20 protein-coding genes are annotated in these 19,142 nt (G+C 42.9%); 17 read left to right on the top strand and 3 right to left on the bottom strand.

The features are described from left to right. Nucleotides 1-27 precede the first annotated feature (27 nt). Both DACET_RS11830 and DACET_RS15685 read right to left on the bottom strand, forming a co-directional pair. Complete coding sequence (locus DACET_RS11830; RefSeq protein ID WP_013011613.1) at nt 28-447, bottom strand: hypothetical protein; 420 nt, start codon at nt 445-447, stop codon at nt 28-30. 37 nt (nt 448-484) lie between these two features. Beyond that, nucleotides 485-2,044: a caspase family protein gene (locus DACET_RS15685; RefSeq protein WP_013011612.1), complete on the bottom strand. Its 1,560-nt coding sequence runs from the start codon at nt 2,042-2,044 to the stop codon at nt 485-487. Between the two features lie 808 nt (nt 2,045-2,852). Here DACET_RS15685 and DACET_RS11815 point away from each other — a divergent pair. The 10 genes from DACET_RS11815 to DACET_RS11770 all read left to right on the top strand — a co-directional run bounded on the left by DACET_RS11815 (nt 2,853) and on the right by DACET_RS11770 (nt 12,411). Then, nucleotides 2,853-5,084 carry an NADP-dependent isocitrate dehydrogenase gene (locus DACET_RS11815; protein ID WP_013011611.1) on the top strand — a complete coding sequence of 744 codons (2,232 nt, stop codon included), beginning with the start codon at nt 2,853-2,855 and terminating at the stop codon, nt 5,082-5,084. Nucleotides 5,085-5,152: 68 nt separating this feature from the next. Then, complete coding sequence (gene mdh / locus DACET_RS11810) at nt 5,153-6,133, top strand: malate dehydrogenase (RefSeq protein WP_013011610.1); 981 nt, start codon at nt 5,153-5,155, stop codon at nt 6,131-6,133. A gap of 133 nt (nt 6,134-6,266) precedes the next feature. Then, entirely contained in the window at nt 6,267-7,481 is a 1,215-nt protein-coding gene (gene sucC, locus DACET_RS11805) for an ADP-forming succinate--CoA ligase subunit beta (RefSeq protein ID WP_013011609.1), read from the top strand. Between the two features lie 11 nt (nt 7,482-7,492). After that, a complete protein-coding gene (sucD, locus tag DACET_RS11800; protein WP_013011608.1) occupies nt 7,493-8,380 on the top strand; it encodes a succinate--CoA ligase subunit alpha in 888 nt (295 codons plus the stop codon). Nucleotides 8,381-8,617: 237 nt separating this feature from the next. Continuing rightward, nucleotides 8,618-8,812, top strand: a complete 195-nt coding sequence (locus tag DACET_RS11795) for a 4Fe-4S dicluster domain-containing protein (protein WP_013011607.1) — start codon at nt 8,618-8,620, stop codon at nt 8,810-8,812. Between the two features lie 15 nt (nt 8,813-8,827). Further along, complete coding sequence (locus DACET_RS11790; RefSeq protein WP_013011606.1) at nt 8,828-9,964, top strand: 2-oxoacid:acceptor oxidoreductase subunit alpha; 1,137 nt, start codon at nt 8,828-8,830, stop codon at nt 9,962-9,964. Between the two features lie 2 nt (nt 9,965-9,966). Then, the gene (locus DACET_RS11785) at nt 9,967-10,773 is read left to right on the top strand and encodes a 2-oxoacid:ferredoxin oxidoreductase subunit beta (protein ID WP_013011605.1); all 807 of its coding nucleotides are present in this window, start codon (nt 9,967-9,969) and stop codon (nt 10,771-10,773) included. Between the two features lie 13 nt (nt 10,774-10,786). Further along, nucleotides 10,787-11,329 carry a 2-oxoacid:acceptor oxidoreductase family protein gene (locus DACET_RS11780; protein WP_013011604.1) on the top strand — a complete coding sequence of 181 codons (543 nt, stop codon included), beginning with the start codon at nt 10,787-10,789 and terminating at the stop codon, nt 11,327-11,329. 327 nt (nt 11,330-11,656) lie between these two features. Further along, nucleotides 11,657-12,040, top strand: a complete 384-nt coding sequence (locus DACET_RS11775) for a NifB/NifX family molybdenum-iron cluster-binding protein (protein WP_013011603.1) — start codon at nt 11,657-11,659, stop codon at nt 12,038-12,040. An 8-nt stretch (nt 12,041-12,048) separates the two neighbouring features. After that, nucleotides 12,049-12,411: a NifB/NifX family molybdenum-iron cluster-binding protein gene (locus DACET_RS11770; protein WP_013011602.1), complete on the top strand. Its 363-nt coding sequence runs from the start codon at nt 12,049-12,051 to the stop codon at nt 12,409-12,411. 128 nt (nt 12,412-12,539) lie between these two features. Here DACET_RS11770 and DACET_RS11765 read toward each other — a convergent pair whose 3' ends face one another. Continuing rightward, a complete protein-coding gene (locus DACET_RS11765; RefSeq protein WP_013011601.1) occupies nt 12,540-13,043 on the bottom strand; it encodes a bacterioferritin in 504 nt (167 codons plus the stop codon). A 300-nt stretch (nt 13,044-13,343) separates the two neighbouring features. On the opposite strand from DACET_RS11765, the gene DACET_RS16370 reads away from it, so the two are divergent. The 7 genes from DACET_RS16370 (at nt 13,344) to DACET_RS11735 (ending at nt 19,109) form a co-directional block, all read left to right on the top strand. Continuing rightward, nucleotides 13,344-13,505, top strand: coding sequence for a hypothetical protein (locus tag DACET_RS16370; protein WP_169304236.1), 162 nt, complete (start codon nt 13,344-13,346; stop codon nt 13,503-13,505). A gap of 112 nt (nt 13,506-13,617) precedes the next feature. Continuing rightward, on the top strand, nt 13,618-13,911 hold the full coding sequence (locus DACET_RS11760) for a metal-sensing transcriptional repressor (protein WP_013011600.1): 294 nt from the start codon (nt 13,618-13,620) through the stop codon (nt 13,909-13,911). A gap of 2 nt (nt 13,912-13,913) precedes the next feature. Then, nucleotides 13,914-14,858, top strand: coding sequence for a cation diffusion facilitator family transporter (locus DACET_RS11755; RefSeq protein ID WP_013011599.1), 945 nt, complete (start codon nt 13,914-13,916; stop codon nt 14,856-14,858). A gap of 129 nt (nt 14,859-14,987) precedes the next feature. Further along, complete coding sequence (locus DACET_RS11750; RefSeq protein WP_013011598.1) at nt 14,988-15,365, top strand: NifB/NifX family molybdenum-iron cluster-binding protein; 378 nt, start codon at nt 14,988-14,990, stop codon at nt 15,363-15,365. Between the two features lie 140 nt (nt 15,366-15,505). After that, a complete protein-coding gene (locus DACET_RS11745) occupies nt 15,506-15,859 on the top strand; it encodes a DsrE family protein (protein ID WP_013011597.1) in 354 nt (117 codons plus the stop codon). Nucleotides 15,860-15,945: 86 nt separating this feature from the next. Then, nucleotides 15,946-17,745 carry an excinuclease ABC subunit UvrC gene (gene uvrC, locus DACET_RS11740; RefSeq protein ID WP_013011596.1) on the top strand — a complete coding sequence of 600 codons (1,800 nt, stop codon included), beginning with the start codon at nt 15,946-15,948 and terminating at the stop codon, nt 17,743-17,745. Nucleotides 17,746-17,843: 98 nt separating this feature from the next. Next, nucleotides 17,844-19,109: a hypothetical protein gene (locus DACET_RS11735; RefSeq protein ID WP_013011595.1), complete on the top strand. Its 1,266-nt coding sequence runs from the start codon at nt 17,844-17,846 to the stop codon at nt 19,107-19,109. Nucleotides 19,110-19,142: the final 33 nt, after the last annotated feature.

Below are 19,142 nucleotides of genomic sequence, written 5' to 3'. Positions count from 1 at the left end.
AATCTTTTCATAGTTTTTACTCCTAATTTATCTCTGCTGAGTTGTTCTTATGTGCACAAATCCGGCAGACGGGTCTATTTCTGCCAGCTTAATGTTCATTTTGAAGAAGACTTTATATGACTCAATCTTTATAAAGCTTGCTTCATTTTCTATAACGTTCAGGCTGATTGCCTTATTTCCTATTTTGAACAGGTTCTCGCCGAGAGGTGCGATATAAGGTATATAAGTGCCCTTGAGTATATTGCCTACATATGTACCTATGGCTTCGGAATTATCGACTCTGACCTCTGCTGTTTGAAGCAGATTCTTTTTTTGTGGCATGTATATGTAAACCACGCCTCTCCCCTGTGGAATATCTGTGATTTCCACAAAAGGTCTTTTGTTTGTAGAGGCACATCCTGAGATGATGAATACCGCAAAAGCTAATAGCATAATTAATTTTTTCAAAATAGTTCCCTCCTTATTATAAAAATAGACATGAAATTTAATTATCGGTCATGACCAGCCTGAAACCTATGTATGGACCTGTTCCGTCAGCATTAATAGCTCTGCGGTTGGTCAGTCTGACTTTACTGTTGTCTCCAACCCATGAGCCTCCGCGTAAAACTTTTCTGGGGCTTGCTTCAGCCCCCTGAGGATTGTTAAGGGGTGAAAAACTGTAATAGCCGAATTCGTAGTTGTCTGAGCACCACTCTTGAACATTACCTAGTGTATCGTAAAGTCCCAGTGAATTTGGAGCTTTGCCACCGGTTTTGTGTGTTTTATTCTCTGCATTGTTTTTGTACCATGCAAGTTTTTCAATTGACTGCGGGGTGGTCGGCATCTGTCCACGTTCTTTTGCGGCAAACTCCCACTCTGCCTCAGTGGGTAGTCTGAAGTTTTTACCGGTTATCTTATTAAGTTTGGTGATAAATGCCTGAGTGTCGTTCCACGAGATATTCTCAACCGGACAGTCTGCTCCGCAGTCCTGAAAAGCTGAGGGATTGATCCCCATAACTTTTGTCCACTGCCCCTGTGTTACTTCATGTGTTCCAATATAGAACTCGCCAAGGCATACCCTGTGCAGCGGAATTTCATCAGCCTGTACGTTTTTTTCGTATGATGAACTGCCCATCATGAAGCATCCTGCAGAAATTTTGGCGAGTTTTATTCCTGTATAATTATCAGTAAAAAAATTCAGGCGGTTGGATGATGTTCTGACTTTCTGGGGGCGTGCAGGTGAAGCTAACTGAATATTAACTTTTGGTACTGTTGAATGGGTGAAGAAAAAATCCCCCTCCATACTTGAAGACGTCCATGGGATTTGTTCGCCTCCGGTTGCCTGTCTGACTTCTGACCGGACAAATTTGAATATCTGCTCAATGGGAATGCCCTGAGTCTTTTCAAGTACATTTATTAGTGAACTGGTAAAAATACTGTTATCTCCTTCTCCGTCTGCCGCTACCTTGCCTGGTGAAGTGGCATATGCAATAAAGCTTCCTGCGGGGGCGCTGACTGTTGCAAGTCCTTGTATCTGTGTTCGGTAGCTGCGTGAGAACGGATTGTTCCGGCATGCGTCAAGAATTACAATATTAACTCTGTTTCCAGCCTGTTCCATCTTTGCAAAAACCATGTCAAGGCTTACCGCTTCAAACTCAAGGTCTGATTCGGTTTTAATATCTGCATTCACTGGGATCATATAGTTGTTTCCTGCAGACTGTATGCCGTGTCCGGCGTAGTAGAAGAGTGCTGTGCCGCCTGAGTTTTGTTTCTCAGAGAGTAGACCGCTCACTCTTTTTATATCGTCTCTGCTCAGATCATAATAATCGTGTACTTTGAAACCAAGGCTGCGCAGGGTTGAAGATAATGATCTAGTGTCGTTTACAGGGTTTTTGAGGGGGGCAGAGTTGTAGTTCGAATTTCCTATAAGGACTGCTATACGTTTTTCTTCTTTAGCAGCATCCTTTGTGAAAGATATTGCACGCTGGTCCGCATAAGAGGATGGAGTGGTTAAGAAAAGTGCATAGAATATGAAGAGAAATACCGGAGCTGTTTTTTGAAACATAGACAAACCTTCACATTTAGTATCATAATAGTATACTATCATAAGATGCAAATCAATTCAGTATTTAGTAAATATTACCAGTATCATTTGTGATTTAACTAATATTTAATAAAAACATATATTTGTGAACTTGCAGCAAACGTGACTTTGTTCAGCCTGAAAGTTACGTCTGAATAATTATTAGTTTATAATAGTTGTATATGAATAATGTGGAAAACACATTATTTTTTTTTGTTCGATATGAAACACTAATTTTGAATGAGAAATGCCTGAATGAGATAATTTTAATATATAATTAAACGTAAACTGGAAAATCTATGAATAATGTATAATAATGCATTCTACTGTCATGAAGTTCAGGAGTGTAAGTCTGTTTTTAAACCTATATACATAAAGAGACAAATAAAATGTTTAAATGAAAATGATGTTTATCGGTTTAGGTTTACATATGCTCGTAAAGCTTTTGCGTTATGGAGGTAAGGTTGAACGGTATTTTAAAAATGTATAGTTGTTATAATGCAATATTATGCTTGCCGGATTTAGTGCTGAGGCGTAGCTGATATTACACTAAAACAATAAAAAATAATCCTTGTCTGCAAAGGATTGTGGCTCTTGAGGAAATAAAAAGTAAATATTGTTTTACCACTGTCAGGCCTGATAATGCTTGACAAATGGTGTGTTGAAAGTATATGTGTATACTGTATACAGTGTAGAAAACGAAATGCCATTATAATTACGTGATGCTAAAGGTTAGCACTGTATTTCATAGACAGTAACTGCCAAATTTATAAAGAGAAGAGGAGAAACCATGTCAAAGCAATTAATCGTTTGGACCGAAATTGATGAAGCTCCGGCTTTAGCAACCTATTCACTGCTCCCTATGGTACAGAAGTTTACTAAAGAAGCAGATATCGCCGTTGAAACAAGGGATATTTCCCTTTCCGGAAGAATTCTTGCAAACTTCCCGGACAAACTTAAAGACGATCAGAAAGTTGAAGACTACCTTACACAGCTTGGTGACTGGACTCAGTCTCCGGAAGCAAACATTATTAAACTACCTAATATCTCTGCATCTATCCCACAGCTGCAGGAAGCTATAAAAGAACTTCAGGAGAAGGGGTATGATGTACCTGACTATCCTGAAGAACCAAAAAATGACGAAGAAAAATCCATAAAAGAAAGATACGCAAAAGTTCTCGGTTCTGCTGTGAATCCTGTCCTGCGTGAAGGTAACTCTGACAGAAGGGCTGCTGCTGCGGTTAAGAGATTTGGACAGAAATTCCCTCACAGAATGATGAAACCATGGCCTGAATCAGGCTCACAGTGCCGTGTGGCTCATATGGAAAGCGGCGACTTCTATGAATCAGAAGTTTCTACAACTCTTCCTGAAGCTACTACAATCAAATGGGTATTTAAAGGGAAAGACGGTTCTGAGAAAGTCCTCAAGAAAGGACATGCTATGCAGGCTGGCGAGGTTCTTGACCTTTCCTGTATGAACATCAGAAAGCTTCGCGAGTTCTATGCTGAAACAGCTAAAGAGGCTAAAGAAAAAGGCGTTCTTCTCTCTCTTCACCTTAAAGCTACAATGATGAAAATTTCCGACCCTTACATGTTCGGTCAGTGTGTTGAAGTATATTTCGCTGATGCTTTTGAAAAACATGCAGATACTCTGAAAGAAATTGGAGCAAACTCCAGTCTTGGTCTTGGTGGCGTTCTTGCAAAAGTGAACACACTCCCTGAGCCTAAAAAGTCTGAAGTACTTGCTGATTTTGATAAATGCTACGAATCAGGTCCTGCGCTTGCAATGGTTGACTCCAGAAATAACGTAACAAATCTCCACGCTCCGAACGACATTATCGTTGATGCATCTATGCCTAACGTTGTGCGTGACGGTGGTAAAATGTGGAACCTTGCTGACGAGCTTCAGGACACAATCGCTATGGTTCCTGACAGATGCTATGCAACAATGTATCGTGAGATCATTGAAGACGCTAAGAAAAACGGTCAGTTCGACCCGGCGACAATGGGATCTGTTTCCAACGTTGGTCTCATGGCTCAGAAGGCTGAGGAGTACGGCTCACACGATAAAACATTCTTCGCAGAAGCTGATGGTGTATGTCAGGTTGTTGACGAAAAAACCGGCAATGTTCTTCTCGAAGTTCCAGTTGAAAAGAAAGACGTTTTCAGATCATGTCAGGCTAAAGATGAGCCTATCAGAGACTGGGTGAAGCTTGCTGTTACAAGAGCTAAAGACTCAGGGGATCCTGTCGTTTTCTGGCTGGACGAAAAAAGAGCTCACGATGCTCAGCTTATCAAAAAAGTAAATACATATCTCAAAGATCACGATACATCAGACATAACTGTCAAAATCATGTGTCCTGTTGATGCTATGAACTACTCTCTGAAAAGGGTAAGGAAGGGCGAAAACACAATTTCTGCAACAGGTAACGCTCTCAGAGATTATCTTACAGACCTTTTCCCTATTCTTGAGCTTGGTACATCTGCGAAAATGCTTTCCATCGTACCTCTTCTGAAAGGGGGCGGACTTTTTGAAACAGGCGCAGGCGGTTCTGCTCCTAAACACGTTTCACAGTTTCTTAAAGAAGGACACCTCAGATGGGATTCACTCGGTGAATTCTGTGCGCTTGTTCCTTCTCTTGAGCAGGTTGCTAAAGTTTTTAACAACGCTAAGGCTAAGGTTCTTGCTGAAGCGCTTGACGCTGCTGTTGAAAAACACCTTGAAAACGGTAAAGCTCCTTCACGTAAGGCTGGAGAGATAGATAACAGAGGTTCACATTTCTATCTTGCTATGTACTGGGCTGAGGCTCTTGCTGCACAGACAAAAGATAAGGCACTCGCTGAGAAATTTGCTCCTGTGGCAAAGGCTCTTCAGGATAATGAAGAAAAAATTGTTGCTGAAATCGCAGCCGCAGAAGGGAAACCAACATCTGTCGGCGGTTACTTTAAACCTGATGCTGACCTTGCCTTCAAAGCTATGCGTCCAAGTGCAACACTTAACAGTATAATCGACGCTATCTGATAGCATAATCGAAATAATGAAGCCGTCGGAGTATGTTTCGGCGGCTTAATAAACTGAGGAGAATATAAATGTCTAAATTCACAAGACCAAAGATCGCCCTTGTCGGCGGTGGTAACATCGGTGGTGTTCTTTCCCAGCTTGCAGCTCTTAAAGAGCTTGGCGATGTAGTTATGTTTGATATCGTTGAAGACCTTCCACAGGGGAAACAGCTCGATATCGTTGAAGCTTCACGCGTTGACGGATTCGATGTTAAGCTTGAAGGTTCTAACGACTACGCTTGTCTTGAAGGCGCTGATGTAGTTATCGTTACAGCAGGACTTCCAAGAAAACCTGGTATGAGCAGGGATGACCTCCTCACAACAAACGCTAACATCATCAAAACTGTCGGTGAGAACATCGGTAAATATTGCCCCGAAGCTCACGTAATAGTTATTTCTAACCCGCTTGATGCTATGGTGACACTCCTTCAGGAAGTTTCCGGTATTCCTGCAAGCAGAGTTTACGGTCAGGCAGGTGTACTCGATTCATCACGTTTCGCTACATTCATAGCTTGGGAACTTGGCGTGTCTGTTAAAGATGTTAATGCTATGGTTCTCGGCGGTCACGGCGACACTATGGTTCCTCTTGTGCGTTATGCAAATGTGAACGGTGTGCCTGTTATGGAGCAGCTTGAGAAAAAATACGGCAACGCTGCAAAAGCTAAAGAAGTTATGGATGCTATGGTTGAGCGCACTAAAAAGGCGGGCGGCGAAGTTGTTGCACTCCTTAAAAAGGGTTCAGCTTTCTACTCTCCTGCTTCTTCTGCTATTCAGATGGCTGAAGCTGTTCTGCGCGACCAGAAAAGAGTTCTTGCTGTTTGTGCTCAGCTTAACGGTGAGTATGGTGTAAGCGGATACTATGTTGGCGTACCTTGTGTACTCGGTAAAGACGGTATAGAAAAAATTATAGAAGTTGATCTCAATGATGAGGAGCAGGGCATGTTTGATGTATCTGTTAACTCAGTTAAAGGTCTTGTTGAAGATCTTAAGAGACTTAGCTTCCTTAAATAATAGTTAATGCAAGTTCACGATTAGTACAAAGATTGTGATCATGGCTCACTTACTGCAAAAAGTCTTGTAGACTAAGGATATTCGGTGTATATACGGGTATTGATTCTGGAAGAAATTTGAAGGAAGGTGAGCCATGAATTTGCATGAATTTCAGGCCAAAGGCCTACTCAGGACATACGGCGTTCCCGTCCCTGACGGTGGTGTAGCATCCACTGCGAGCGACGCACTCCGTGTAGCTAAAGAACTTCACAGTGACCGATGGGTGATAAAGGCTCAAGTTCACGCAGGGGGAAGAGGAAAGGCTGGTGGCGTCAAAGTTGTTGATGTCTTCAGCGATCTTTATGATCTTTCAGCCAACATGCTTGGTATGAAGATCGTCACCAAACAGACCGGAGATGAGGGCAAAATTGTCCGCAGGATTCTGGTTGAAAAAGCTACAGACATTAAACAGGAAATATACGTGAGTTTCCTGGTGGACAGAGATTCTGAGCAGCACATGATAATAGCAAGCTCAGAAGGCGGTGTTGAGATTGAGCAGGTAGCTGCGAAAACACCGGAAAAAGTTATAAAAGAGCGCATTAATCCTGTGACGGGGATGGGGCAGTTTCTCGGAAGAAAAATTGCCAAAAAGATGGGGCTGGATTCTTCACTCCTCAATAAATTCGCAGATGTTACAAACAAATTATACCAGTGTTTTATTGATCATGACGGTATGATGCTTGAAATCAATCCTCTGGTTGTTACAGGCAGTGGGGACATAGTTTGTCTCGACGCCAAGATGTCAGTTGACGAAAACGCACTTTTCAGACACAGAGCGATAGAAGAGATGAAAGATTATGGTGAGCTCGAGCCGCAAGAAGTTCGCGCCAGTATCTTTGATCTCTCTTATGTCAGTATGGAAGGCAATATCGGCTGTATGGTTAACGGAGCCGGACTTGCAATGGCTACTATGGACATCATAAAATCATATGGCGGACAGCCTGCCAACTTCCTTGATGTAGGGGGTGGTGCAGATGTCAACAAAGTACGTGAAGCATTCAAAATTATCCTTACAGACCCAAAAGTTAAGGTGATTTTTGTAAATATATTCGGCGGTATTGTCCGCTGTGACCTCATAGCTCAGGGTGTACTTAAGGCCTCTGAAGAAGTTCCGGGAGACAGGTACATCGTTGTCAGACTCGATGGAACGAATGTCGAAGAAGGCAAAAAGATTCTGGAAGACGGCGCGAGTAAGAGCGGTCTGAACATTGTTACCGGCGACACTATGGCAGATGCGGCTGAAAAAGCTGTAAAACTTGCTGAAGAAGCTGAAAACAAAAAGAAAACACCCAGAAACAAGGCTAAATAAGGAGAGCACAGATGAGCATACTTGTTAATAACAGAACTAAAGTTCTGGTGCAGGGGCTTACAGGCTCTCAGGGCAGGTTCCATGCACAGAAGATGAAAGAGTACGGCACAAACATTGTTGCCGGTGTTGTACCGGGCAAAGGTGGTCTCGAAGTCGACGGGACGCCGGTGTTTGACACAGTGGAAGAGGCAATCAGAAAAACAGGGGCGAATGCTTCCATTGTTTATGTTCCGCCTGCATATGCTGCTGATGCGGTTATAGAATCTATTGATGCTAATCTCGACCTTTGTGTATGTATCACAGAGGGCATCCCTGTTAAAGATATGATCATGGTTAAAAGACTGATGACAACAAGCTCATCCAGAACCATGCTTGTAGGTCCCAACTGCCCCGGGGTTATCACTCCTGGGGAATGTAAGATGGGAATTATGCCCGGAGAAATTCATAAGCCCGGGACGATAGGCATCATTTCGAAATCAGGAACTCTGACTTATGAGGCTGTGAAGCAGGTCGGGGCTGAAGGGTTCGGTCAGTCTACATGTATTGGTATCGGCGGTGATCCTATTGTCGGACTTAAGTATATAGATCTTCTTGAGATGTTTGAGTATGACGCACAAACAGAATGTGTTGTCCTCATCGGTGAGATCGGCGGGCAGGCAGAAGTGAAAGCCGGAGAGTGGATAAAACAGAATTTCTCTAAGCCGGTCGTTAGTTTTATCGCAGGTCAGACAGCACCGAAAGGTAAAAGAATGGGGCACGCAGGTGCAATAATTTCTGGTGGAGATGACACAGCAGCAGCTAAAATGAAGGCTTTACGGGAACATGGTGTCCATGTTGTGGAGTCTCCTGCTGACATAGGAAAGAAGGTTGCTGAAGTGCTCAGAAAAAAGAAAAAGTAAATAATTGTTTACATGTTTGACATCTGTGTTTACTCGGGGTATAACACTGTGTCGAAAAAATGTTACGGATACAAAGAGGGGCTTTATAGCTCCTTTCGGAAGTACCTGTAAATAAGGGAAAATTATTCATAACACTGTTTATGGTAGTTTTTGTTTTTCAGGCATCCGAAAGAGGCTGAGAGCCCCTCTTTTAGATAAATTCGATTTGAGAATCTCAAATATATTAAGGAGAGGTAAATGGCTAAGGCAGAAAAAATCGAAATTTACACAAACCTCTGCAAAGGCTGTGAGATTTGTGTGGAGCTTTGCCCCGTCGATGCTCTTGAAATGAAAGATTTCAAAGCAGCGGTCAAAGATCTGGACAAGTGTATAGCTTGCATGCAGTGCGAACTCAGGTGCCCTGATTTCGCTATCGAAGTGTATAAAAAATAATATTAGGAGGAATTTGTGGCTAAAGAAGTAAAGTTCCTTCAGGGGAATGAGGCTGTAGTTGAAGGTGCACTCTACGCTGGCTGTACATTCTATGCTGGTTATCCGATTACACCTTCCACTGAAGTAGCAGAAATACTTGCAGCGAGACTGCCAAAAGTTGGCGGACGTTTCGTGCAAATGGAAGATGAGCTTGCCGCTATGGCAGCGACTCTTGGCGGTTCAATATCAGGAAGAAAGTCCATGACTGCGACATCCGGTCCCGGTATGTCTCTTAAAATGGAAAACCTTGGTTACGGTTACCTCACAGAGATCCCATGCGTTATCGTTAACGTTATGAGAGGCGGTCCTTCAACAGGTCTTCCTACTGGTCCTGGTCAGTCTGACATTATGCAGGCTAAATGGGGAACACACGGTGACCACCCGGCTGTGGCGCTCACACCTTCGACTGTTCAGGAACAGCTCGAAGAAACTGTCAGAGCTTTTAACATAGCTGAAAAATACAGAATACCAGTAATTCTCCTCACTGATGAAATCATCGGACACATGAGAGAAGCTGTAAATATGCCGGAACCTGGCGATCTTAAGGTTGATGACCGTAAACGTCCAACCTGCGACCCTAAAGATTACCTCCCATACCAGCCTGAAGAAGACGGTGTTGCACCAATGGCTGATTTTGGTTCAGGCTATCGCTACCATATAACAGGTCTTAACCACCTTGCTGACGGTTTCCCTTCAAACGATGGTAAACTTGCTCAGGCTGACGAAATCCGTCAGGCGGCTAAGATTGATGATCACTATGACGATATCGTTGTTGTAGACGAAATGGAATGTGACGATGCTGAAATACTCATCTTTGCTTTCGGTTCTACAGCTCGTTCAGCAAAAGAAGCTATTAAAGCGGCAAGAGCAGAAGGTATAAAAGTTGGTCTTTTCAGACCTCTTACAATCTGGCCTTTCCCTGACAAGCATCTTGAAAAATATAAGAATAAAGTTAAAAGGATAATCGTCCCTGAGATGAACCTCGGAATGGCAATCCTTGAGGTTAAGAGAGTAATGGAAGGAACTGTTCCATCAATCGAAGGTATCAACCAGATTGACTCTGAGCCGATCACACCTATTACTATCCTTAACAAAATCAAGGAGGGTAAATAATCATGGCTTACGATTACGCTAAATACCTCAGAGCAGGTAAAATACCCCATATCTGGTGTCCTGGTTGCGGGTACGGCATCATCATGAAATCCGTTATCCGTGCCGTTGACTCTCTGGGCTGGGATAAAGACAAACTTGTTTTCACATCCGGTATCGGCTGTGCTTCACGTCTTCCGGGTTATATTGACGCAAACACACTGCACACAACACACGGACGTTCACTCGCTTTCGCAACAGGCGTTAAGATGGCTAAGCCTGAGCTTAACGTTATTGCTCTCGGCGGTGACGGCGACATGACAGCGATCGGTGGTAACCACTTCATCCACGCTTGTCGTCGTAATATTGACATCACATGTCTCGTGTTCAACAACTACATCTATGGTATGACAGGCGGTCAGTACTCACCTACTACCCCTAAAGGCTCCCGTGCTACAACAGCACCTTACGGTAACTCTGACAACCAGTTCGACATAGCTAAACTTGCTATCGGTGCCGGTGCTACATTTGTTGCCAGAAGCACAACATACCACGCTGTTCCAATGGAAAAACTTATCAAACAGGCTTTCGAGCATAAAGGTTTCTCTGTTGTTGAAATCATCGCAGGCTGTCCTACTGGCTATGGCCGTAAGAACAAGCTTGCTTCCCCGTCTGCTATGATAGAGTGGCAGAAAGATCACTCTGTCAATAAGGCACAGTGGGAAAAGATGACAGACGAAGAGAAAGCAGGCAAATTCCCTATCGGTGTTCTTCACCAGGAATCAAGACCTGAGTTTATCGAAGCATACGACGCTAACGTCGGTCTGAGCTAAGGAGGAGTTGGTAATGGCTAAAACTCAAATAAGACTTAGTGGATCCGGCGGACAGGGTATGATCACAGCCGGAATCATCCTCGCAGCAGGCGCTGCGGTATTTGAAGGCAAAAAATCCATCCAGTCACAGTCCTATGGACCAGAGGCTCGTGGTGGTGCTTCTAAAGCAGAAGTTATTATCTCTGACGAAGAGATCTTCTACCCGAAAGTTATGGCTCCGGATATTCTCGTAGCCCTGACACAGGAAGCTGCTGAGAAGTATTCTAAAGACCTTGTGGACGGCGGAATACTTATCCTCGATGATCTTATGGTTAAAGAGGCTCCTAAGGGTAACTGGAAAGTTTACATGATGCCTATCATCAGAACTGCTGCTGAAAAAGTCGGCAAGGCTATGGTAGCTAACGTTGTGACTCTCGGTGCTCTTAACGAAATATGCGGACTTGTTGCTCCTGAGACACTTGAGAAAGCTGTTCTCTCCCGTGTACCAAAAGGTACTGAAGAGCTTAACAAAAATGCTATTCTCGCAGGTATTGAACTTGCAAAAGCTGTTAAGTAAGTAGGTTCAACTGCTTCTTATTGGCACCGGCACAGCTTAACGAATCAGTAATAGGTATTGCTGAGCTGCTATTGCCGAGGAACACTCGGTTCGGGTGCTGAAAGCTTAAAAGATATATAAAGGCGGTGTCTTCGGGCATCGCCTTTTTTTTGAGCGCATTATTGTTTCTGTGTCAACAGTATGATAGAGGGTGCTGTTATGAGTGTGTGTTCATAATGTCCTTAGTGTACAGTGTTTTAGATTATGCTGGCGCCTTGCAAAAAGACAAAAAAAGTATATAGTAATAAACATCCAAAAAGATTATATCATTAATTTGTGAGGTGGGAAATGAAGTTAAGCTTTCCAGTAGAGGAAGATCAGGGGCTAGATAGTGAAATTTACAGCAACTTTGGAGACGCCCCCGGTTTTATCCTTTTTGATACAGAAACAGAGGATTTTAAGTATATAGATAATGCAGACCTGAATCATACACCAAACAACTGTAACCCGCTGAATGCATTTGGCGGTGAAGAGGTAGATGCGGTCATTCTGAACGGTATTGGTCCTGTTCCGCTTAAAAAGCTTCAGGCTGCTGGTATACAGGGGATACGTGCAGGGATAGGAAATGTTCGTGAAAATATTGAGCTTTTCAAGACGGGCGCACTTATCTGCCTGACGGTAAACCTTTCATGCGGGAGCAAAAATGTGTCCTGTATGTGTGACTGCAGCTAGGTGCCCGGATGCTTATAGCATTTCCTGTCGGTGGTGATTCACAGGGTGAAAGTGTTATCTTTGAGCATTTTGCAGCAGCTCCGGTTTTTGTTACATATGACACATCTAGTGAAAAATACGGGCAAATACTCAATGAGGAAGCCACGCTTTCCGCAGGCAGTAAAAATGCCTCTGACCTCCTGACGAAGGCAGGCGTGAATGTTGTCGTCGCAGCCGGTATTGGCGACGGGGCGATAAACAGGCTTAACGGGCTTGGTATTGAGGTTTTCTGGTCTCATGCCGGAATGGTCGAGTACGATCTGAAGCTTTTCTTATCTGGGAAGCTTGCAGGAGCAACCAAAGGGAAATGTGATGGAGCGTTTCGGCAGTAACTAAAAACAGCTTTCCGGTTCAACCCTATAGGGGTTGGCGTTTTGTCCAGAGAGGTACGCATCTTGTGGCTGAAAGAGCGCACATTGCCCGCCTTTTCAGACGGGCTGTACTTACTGCTTTTATATCATTAGGCAGGTTGTCCGCCGCCCCTTGTTTTAGCTCTTTCGATAGCCTGAAGAGTAAGGTAGTTTTCGCCGAATCTGTCCATGTTTTCAAGCTCGTCATCAAAATTATCATAGTGCCGTTCTTCGTCAACAACTAGACTTTCAAATAGAGTCTTGGTAACAGAATCGCTGGCTTTTGAGCATTCGTTGGCAAAAGTGTTATACATTTCAGATGCATGGTCTTCCATTTCTCTTGCCATATCAAGCATCTTTTTAACATCCTTTTCAGGGATAACGTCAGATTCAGCCTTCATAATAACATCGCCGTCAAGGAAAAGAATCCGCTCTGCCAGTTTTTCCACATGCATCATCTCTTCTATTGCAATCCTGCGGAATAATCCGGCAAGAAGATCATACCCCTGATCATCGCAGTGAAAGTGAAAGTACATATACTGATGCAGTGCTGCTATCTCGTCTGCCACTGATTTATTTAGCAGTTCTATGCTTTTGGTAAATTTCTTTCTCATTTAGTCCTCCAGTGAAAGTGTTAAAGCTATAGTGATTATAGCACAAACTTGCACTGAAAAGTGAAAATGCAGATAATTATTGAAGAACAACGAGGAAAATAAGACTGTAACTTGTAAAAAAGCTGTTATGCTTATGTTGTATAGTATGATTCCTGAACTCTATACCTCCCGTGAGGTTTGTTCGACATAAAAAAGTGTGCTGTCTTTCAAAGACGTATTATTTGGGTAAGGGGGGGCTGGCCATATGCTCGCCCCTTTTTTTATGTGGTCGAAGACAGAACATCATGCATTTATGCGTGGATGAATGAGCTAATCACAACTTTAGAGCTTATAGGTCATTGCGGGGAATGTAATGACGAAGCAATCTCAGGATTAGCTAACGAGTCCAGAGCCTGCCACAGCCCTGCGGGCTTCGCAGTGACGTATTTTGCATATGTTCTAGCTATGCCAACGAAGTTGTAACTTCATGCGTTAAGCATAAGCGAAGCATAGAACCCCGAGGTTACCCGTGGGAATTTATTTGACAATGTTACATTGATATAGTATAGGGGGGTATACTATATTGAGGTTAATTATGTCGCACTCCAAAGAAGCAAAGAAAAAACTTTATAACAGAATAAGCAGAATATCCGGTCAGGTGAATACTATCAAGGAGCATCTCGGCAATGCTGACTATGAGTTCAGAGACCCATATGAGCTTGTTCATATGCTTGCCTCTGTAAAAGGTGCTGTGCATTCTATGATGAGTGAATATCTGGAGATATATGCCAAAGGACACCTGATAGAGGATATGCGCAGTAAAGAGAAAGAAGAGGCGGATGTGCAGCTTAGTAAATTCCTCGAAATTTTGAAAGTATTCGGGAAATAATTATGGAAAAATGTTTATTCGGTTCCCACGATCACGCTCCGGTTTCCGGTGAGGGGCATCACCACCACGAACATGATCACGATCATGACCACCATCACCACGACTACCGTACTGCAGATAAGCGGGTGCTTGGGATTTCTCTTCTCATAACATTCGGTACCATGGTGATAGAGATAGTTTATGGACTTCTTGCCGGGTCTCTGGCTCTTGTGAGTGATGCTGTGCATATGTTTACTCATTCTTTCGCTCTGGGGATAAGCTATATTGCTATTATAATGGCAACGAGAAGTGCTCCGGCAGAAAAGACATTCGGGTATCACCGTATGGAAGTTCTTGCTGCATTTGTAAATGCCATAACCATAGGTCTTTCGGTTATATGGATTCTTTACGAAGCGGTTGAAAGGTTCATTAACCCGATGGCTATTGAAGCAGGTACAACTATGGTAGTTGCCCTTATAGGGCTTCTGGTGAATATCATCACAGGTCTGATTCTTCTGAAGGGAGACATGAGTAACGTTAATTTGCGTTCAGCATTTCTGCATATGATGGCAGATACGCTGTCCTCTGTTGCAATTGTTGTTGGTGCTGTTGTGATCTATTATACAGACTGGTACATAATAGACCCTCTAATAGCAGTCATGGTCGCTTTTGTTATTGCAAGGTGGTCATATTCACTCTTTAAAAGCTCGGTTAATATCCTGCTTGAGTCTTCTCCGGTCAGTATCGAAGAAGTCAGAGAATATATCAGCAGCAAGTATGATACTGTCGATAACGTGCACGATGTTCATATATGGGAAGTTACCCATAGAATGTATTTTATGTCGGCTCATATTGTTATAAACTGCGGCGGAAAAGAGTGCTATTACGAACTTGTGCATAAGATAAGCCATGATCTGGAGCATAAATATAAGATAGGGCACATAACTTTGCAGCCGGAATGGATCTGAATCTTTAAATAAGCTGAACTGCTGCCGTTTTATCCCTTTTAGGATATAAAAAAGAAATACACTGTATTTTGTTATTGACTAATGAACATATGCTGATTATCTTACTTAGAGAAACAGAAGGAGGATGGTATGAAAGTATGTTTTCCAGTTGAACAAAATGACGGTGCAGCAAGCAGCGTTTATGGTCATTTCGGTTCAGCTCCGGGGTTTGTTGTGTATGACACAGAAACTGAGGAGCTTGATTTCATAAACAATAGTGATGTAGCCCATGAGCATGGTGCATGTAATCCCGTTGCTGCCCTTGCCGGCAGATCTGTAGATGCTATTGTTGTGGGTGGGATAGGCCAGGGCGCTATCGCGAAACTCATGCAGGACGGAATACAGGTTATGCGTTCAGCTTCCGGTATCGTGGAAGACGACATTAAACTTTATGTCAAAGGGGAACTCGAAAACCTTACAATGAACATGGAGACCTGTTCTCACAGCTCCCACAGTTGCTCACACTAAACTATTCGTAATGCGGGGTACTTTTGTGCCCCTTTTTTTATAACCATTCAGAAGACTAAATTAGTCCTTTTCTCTTGCTATAATTTATGATCAGATTAAATTATAACTATGATTATAAACAGTGCGGAAAGGAGAAACCCATGGCTACAAAATTAGATAATAATGAATTAGCTGTTATCTGGTGCTCCTCTGACAGAGATGTGGCAGAGACTACAGTTTTTATGTATACACTTAATGCCAAATATAAAGAGTGGTGGGACGCAGTTCACCTCGTGATATGGGGACCGTCGGCAAAACTTCTCGCCGATGACGAAGGTGTTCAGGAAAAAGTTAAAGAGATGATCACGGCAGGTGTCAGTGTTTCTGCTTGCAGGGAGAATGCTGATATATACGGTGTGTCCGATAAGCTGATAGGTATGGGTATAGATGTCCGTTATATGGGCGAACCTGTTACAAGAATGCTTCAAAGAGGCGCCAAACTAATAACATTCTGAATGAGTGCAGATTAACAGGGAACAGACATGCCGTATCCGCCTGCTCCTGATTGACCATAGAGACAGAATGAAATATAATCCCTGCTATGTTTAAACCCGTATTAAAAGAAATACCCGAAAATCCGGGCATATATCTGTATCTGGGGAAAAATGGAGAGATCCTGTATGTTGGTAAGGCGAAGAACCTTCGCAACAGGGTCTCTTCGTATTTTGTTGATTTCGAAAGTAAACCTATCCGCACAAGAAAGATGCTTCAGTCTGCCCGTGACATACGCTTCGTTGTTACCACAAGCGAGGCGGAAGCGCTGCTTCTTGAAAATAACGTCATAAAAACTGAAAAGCCCAGATATAATGTCCGGCTTAAAGATTCTAAAAGTTACCCTTTTATTTTGATCACAGAGGAAGATTATCCAAAGCTGCGCATAACAAGAGAATCAGGGAAAAAAGGCGAATATTTCGGTCCTTTTGTGGATGTGGGAAGTTTGCGTTCCATAGTGGACGAACTCCTTAAAGTCTTTCCCCTGAGATCCTGCGGAGACAGTAAATTCAGAGAGGGAAAACTTTGTCTAAAATTCCAGATAAGAAAATGTCTGGGACCTTGCGAGAATATGATCAGTAAAAACCGTTATAATCAGCTTGTTGAGCAGATACGGGAGTTTTTCAGAGGGAATGTGGATACAGTAAAATCACATATGGAACAGGAGATGATGCGTCTTTCGGACGATATGAACTTTGAGGAAGCCGCCATCATGCGTGACAGACTGCGGGGATTGTCCCGGCTTTTTACTAAACAGACAGTAGTTATGCCGGATGATACCAGCAGTATTGATGTTTTTGTTCCCCATAGTTTCGAGAACGTGAGCGGTATCACTGCGATGTTCATCAGAGGGGGACGTCTTATCGGAAGCAGGACAGAGATTCTGGAAGATGATGAAAACCCGTCAGGGGTGATAGAATCCTTTGTGCTGCAAATGTATTCTGTGCTCCGTAACTATCCGCAAATGGTCTATATCGCTGGTCTGGAAGACTCTGGCAGCCTTCAGGAAGCACTTGAGAAGCTTGCTGACAAAAAACTCCGTTTCAGAAAGAGAGGTTATGCCGCTGTTGAGAAACTCGCTCTCGATAATGGGCGTGTGCAGACACAGCTTTACCTGAATAAGCTCTCGAAGAGGAAAGATATAACAGAAAAGCTTAAGAAGATTATCGGAGCAGAGAGTGTTTCAAGGATCGAATGTGTGGATATTTCGCATCTGGGAGGTTCCGGAACTGTCGGAGTGTCAATTGTTGCTGTGGATGGTGAGTTTTCTAAAGCTCAATACAGGAAATACCGTATAAGAACTGCAGAAAATGACGACTTTATCAGTATTTATGAGCTTTTCAGCAGAAAATTTGAAAATATCCAGGAGGGTTCCGAACCCCCTGCGGATCTTTATATTGTTGACGGCGGTATAGGTCAGCTTAATTCCGCCATGAGAGCCGCCAGTGAAAAGGGGTATACTGCCAACTTTATTTCTATATCCAAAGGGCGCAGTATAAAATTCATGAAAGACAAACAGGAACAGTCCATTGAATCTGTGCATATTCCCGGTAGAAAAAATCCTCTTAATCTCAAGAAAAATGATCCTTTGCTGCTTTTTATACAAAAAGTTCGTGATGAATCACACAGGTTTGCTATTGATTACAGCCGGAAGCTGGCACTGAAGAACTTTAAGAAATCTCCGTTGCTTATGCTGGAAGGGGTAGGTGAGAAGACTGTCAGAAAAGTGCTTGAAGTATTTCCTGATATATATGAGCGGAAAGATCTGACAGCAAAGGATATATCTGAGTATTGCTCCATACCTGAAAAGACTGCTGCAGTTATTGAACTATTTATCAAATCACAATAATTGTCTGCGAAGATATTACAATAATATTAATATAATTAGTTCAAAGTAGTAACTGATCGTGTTAATATTACAGATACTCAATGATATAGGAGATGTTTATGTTCAGAAAGATTCTTTTAACTATTGCGGCGTTTACCCTTCTGCTGCCGCTTGATTCTTATGCAGGTATTTTTAATCTTGAGATAGTTGCAAACCCCGGCGAAGCTACAGAAGATATTTATACCCAAAGTTTTTCATCCGTTGAGGATGTTATCGACAACCTTGATACAGACAAAATCACACAAAATATTACCAATTACAACGAGGATGTTACAGCGGCAAATGCAACCATTGATTTTCGCGGTGTGCCTATTTATCTTACTATGGCAGAGAATTCAACTCAGATAACTCTGACAATTCCTTCCATTGGAGTTACCGAGGTGTTTGATGGTGTGGACAGGGATGACAGTGTTGACGAAATGGAAGACTGGCTGAAAGAGAACGGAGCGGGTGCTGTGACAAAACTTATGCAGGAGCTCGCTGCCGAGACTCCAACTGACCCTGTTGCGGGTAACCCAACCAGCTTGCAGTCAAGAATGGTTGCAATGGACTATATGTATGGCGTGAATTCTGACGAAGCTATAGAGATGAATACATCCGGTATGGGGAATTCCGGCAGTATTAATGCCAATATGATTTCCGTTTTTTCCAGATATTCTAACTATGATCTCGATGGCGTTTCAAGCAGTTCTTACGGTTTGCCTCTCGCTTATACTGTCAGATTTGACGGGTCTAAAAACTCTCTCAGCTTCCGTCTGCCAATCTCTTATGTCGATGTCGATGGTTCAGAGGCTTATAATTTTGGTCTTGGGCTTGGTTTTACATATTTCATAAATAATGACTGGAGCATGACTCCCGCTGTCGGTTACGGTGCTGTCGGTTCAGTTGACCTTGCTTCTGTGGCACAGATAATAAGCGGTTCTCTTACGAGTTCGTATAACTTTCACCTTGGCAGACTCACACTCACAATGGGCAACATGGCGGGCAGGTATGAGACGATCCCTTTTAAGTATGGCGATTATGATATTGATGTTGATATTCAGAACACAGTCATACGTAACGGACTGAATTTGAACATCCCGTCAGATGGTCTGGCAAAAGATACAAGCTTTGAAATATTTGTTACGGATACAAGATACTTCGGCTCTGAGCTTTATGTTGATGCATATAATGAAATAGGTGTTTCATACGGATTTGCAAAAGTCAAAGACAAAGAAACCTCTAAAGGGGTGAGGAAGACTATGAGGAAGCTTCGCCTTGGGGTAACTTATATGTTTGCACCGGATGTGACAGGCTATACTGTTAATCTTGGTTTTGCTTTCTAAAACTTATTCAGCTAATTTGAAAAAGCCTGTCCG

The sequence above is a fragment of the Denitrovibrio acetiphilus DSM 12809 genome (assembly GCF_000025725.1).
Classification (GTDB): domain Bacteria; phylum Chrysiogenota; class Deferribacteres; order Deferribacterales; family Geovibrionaceae; genus Denitrovibrio; species Denitrovibrio acetiphilus.
Note: the sequence above shows the minus strand (reverse complement) of the source record. Positions and strands in the feature narration are given on the sequence as shown.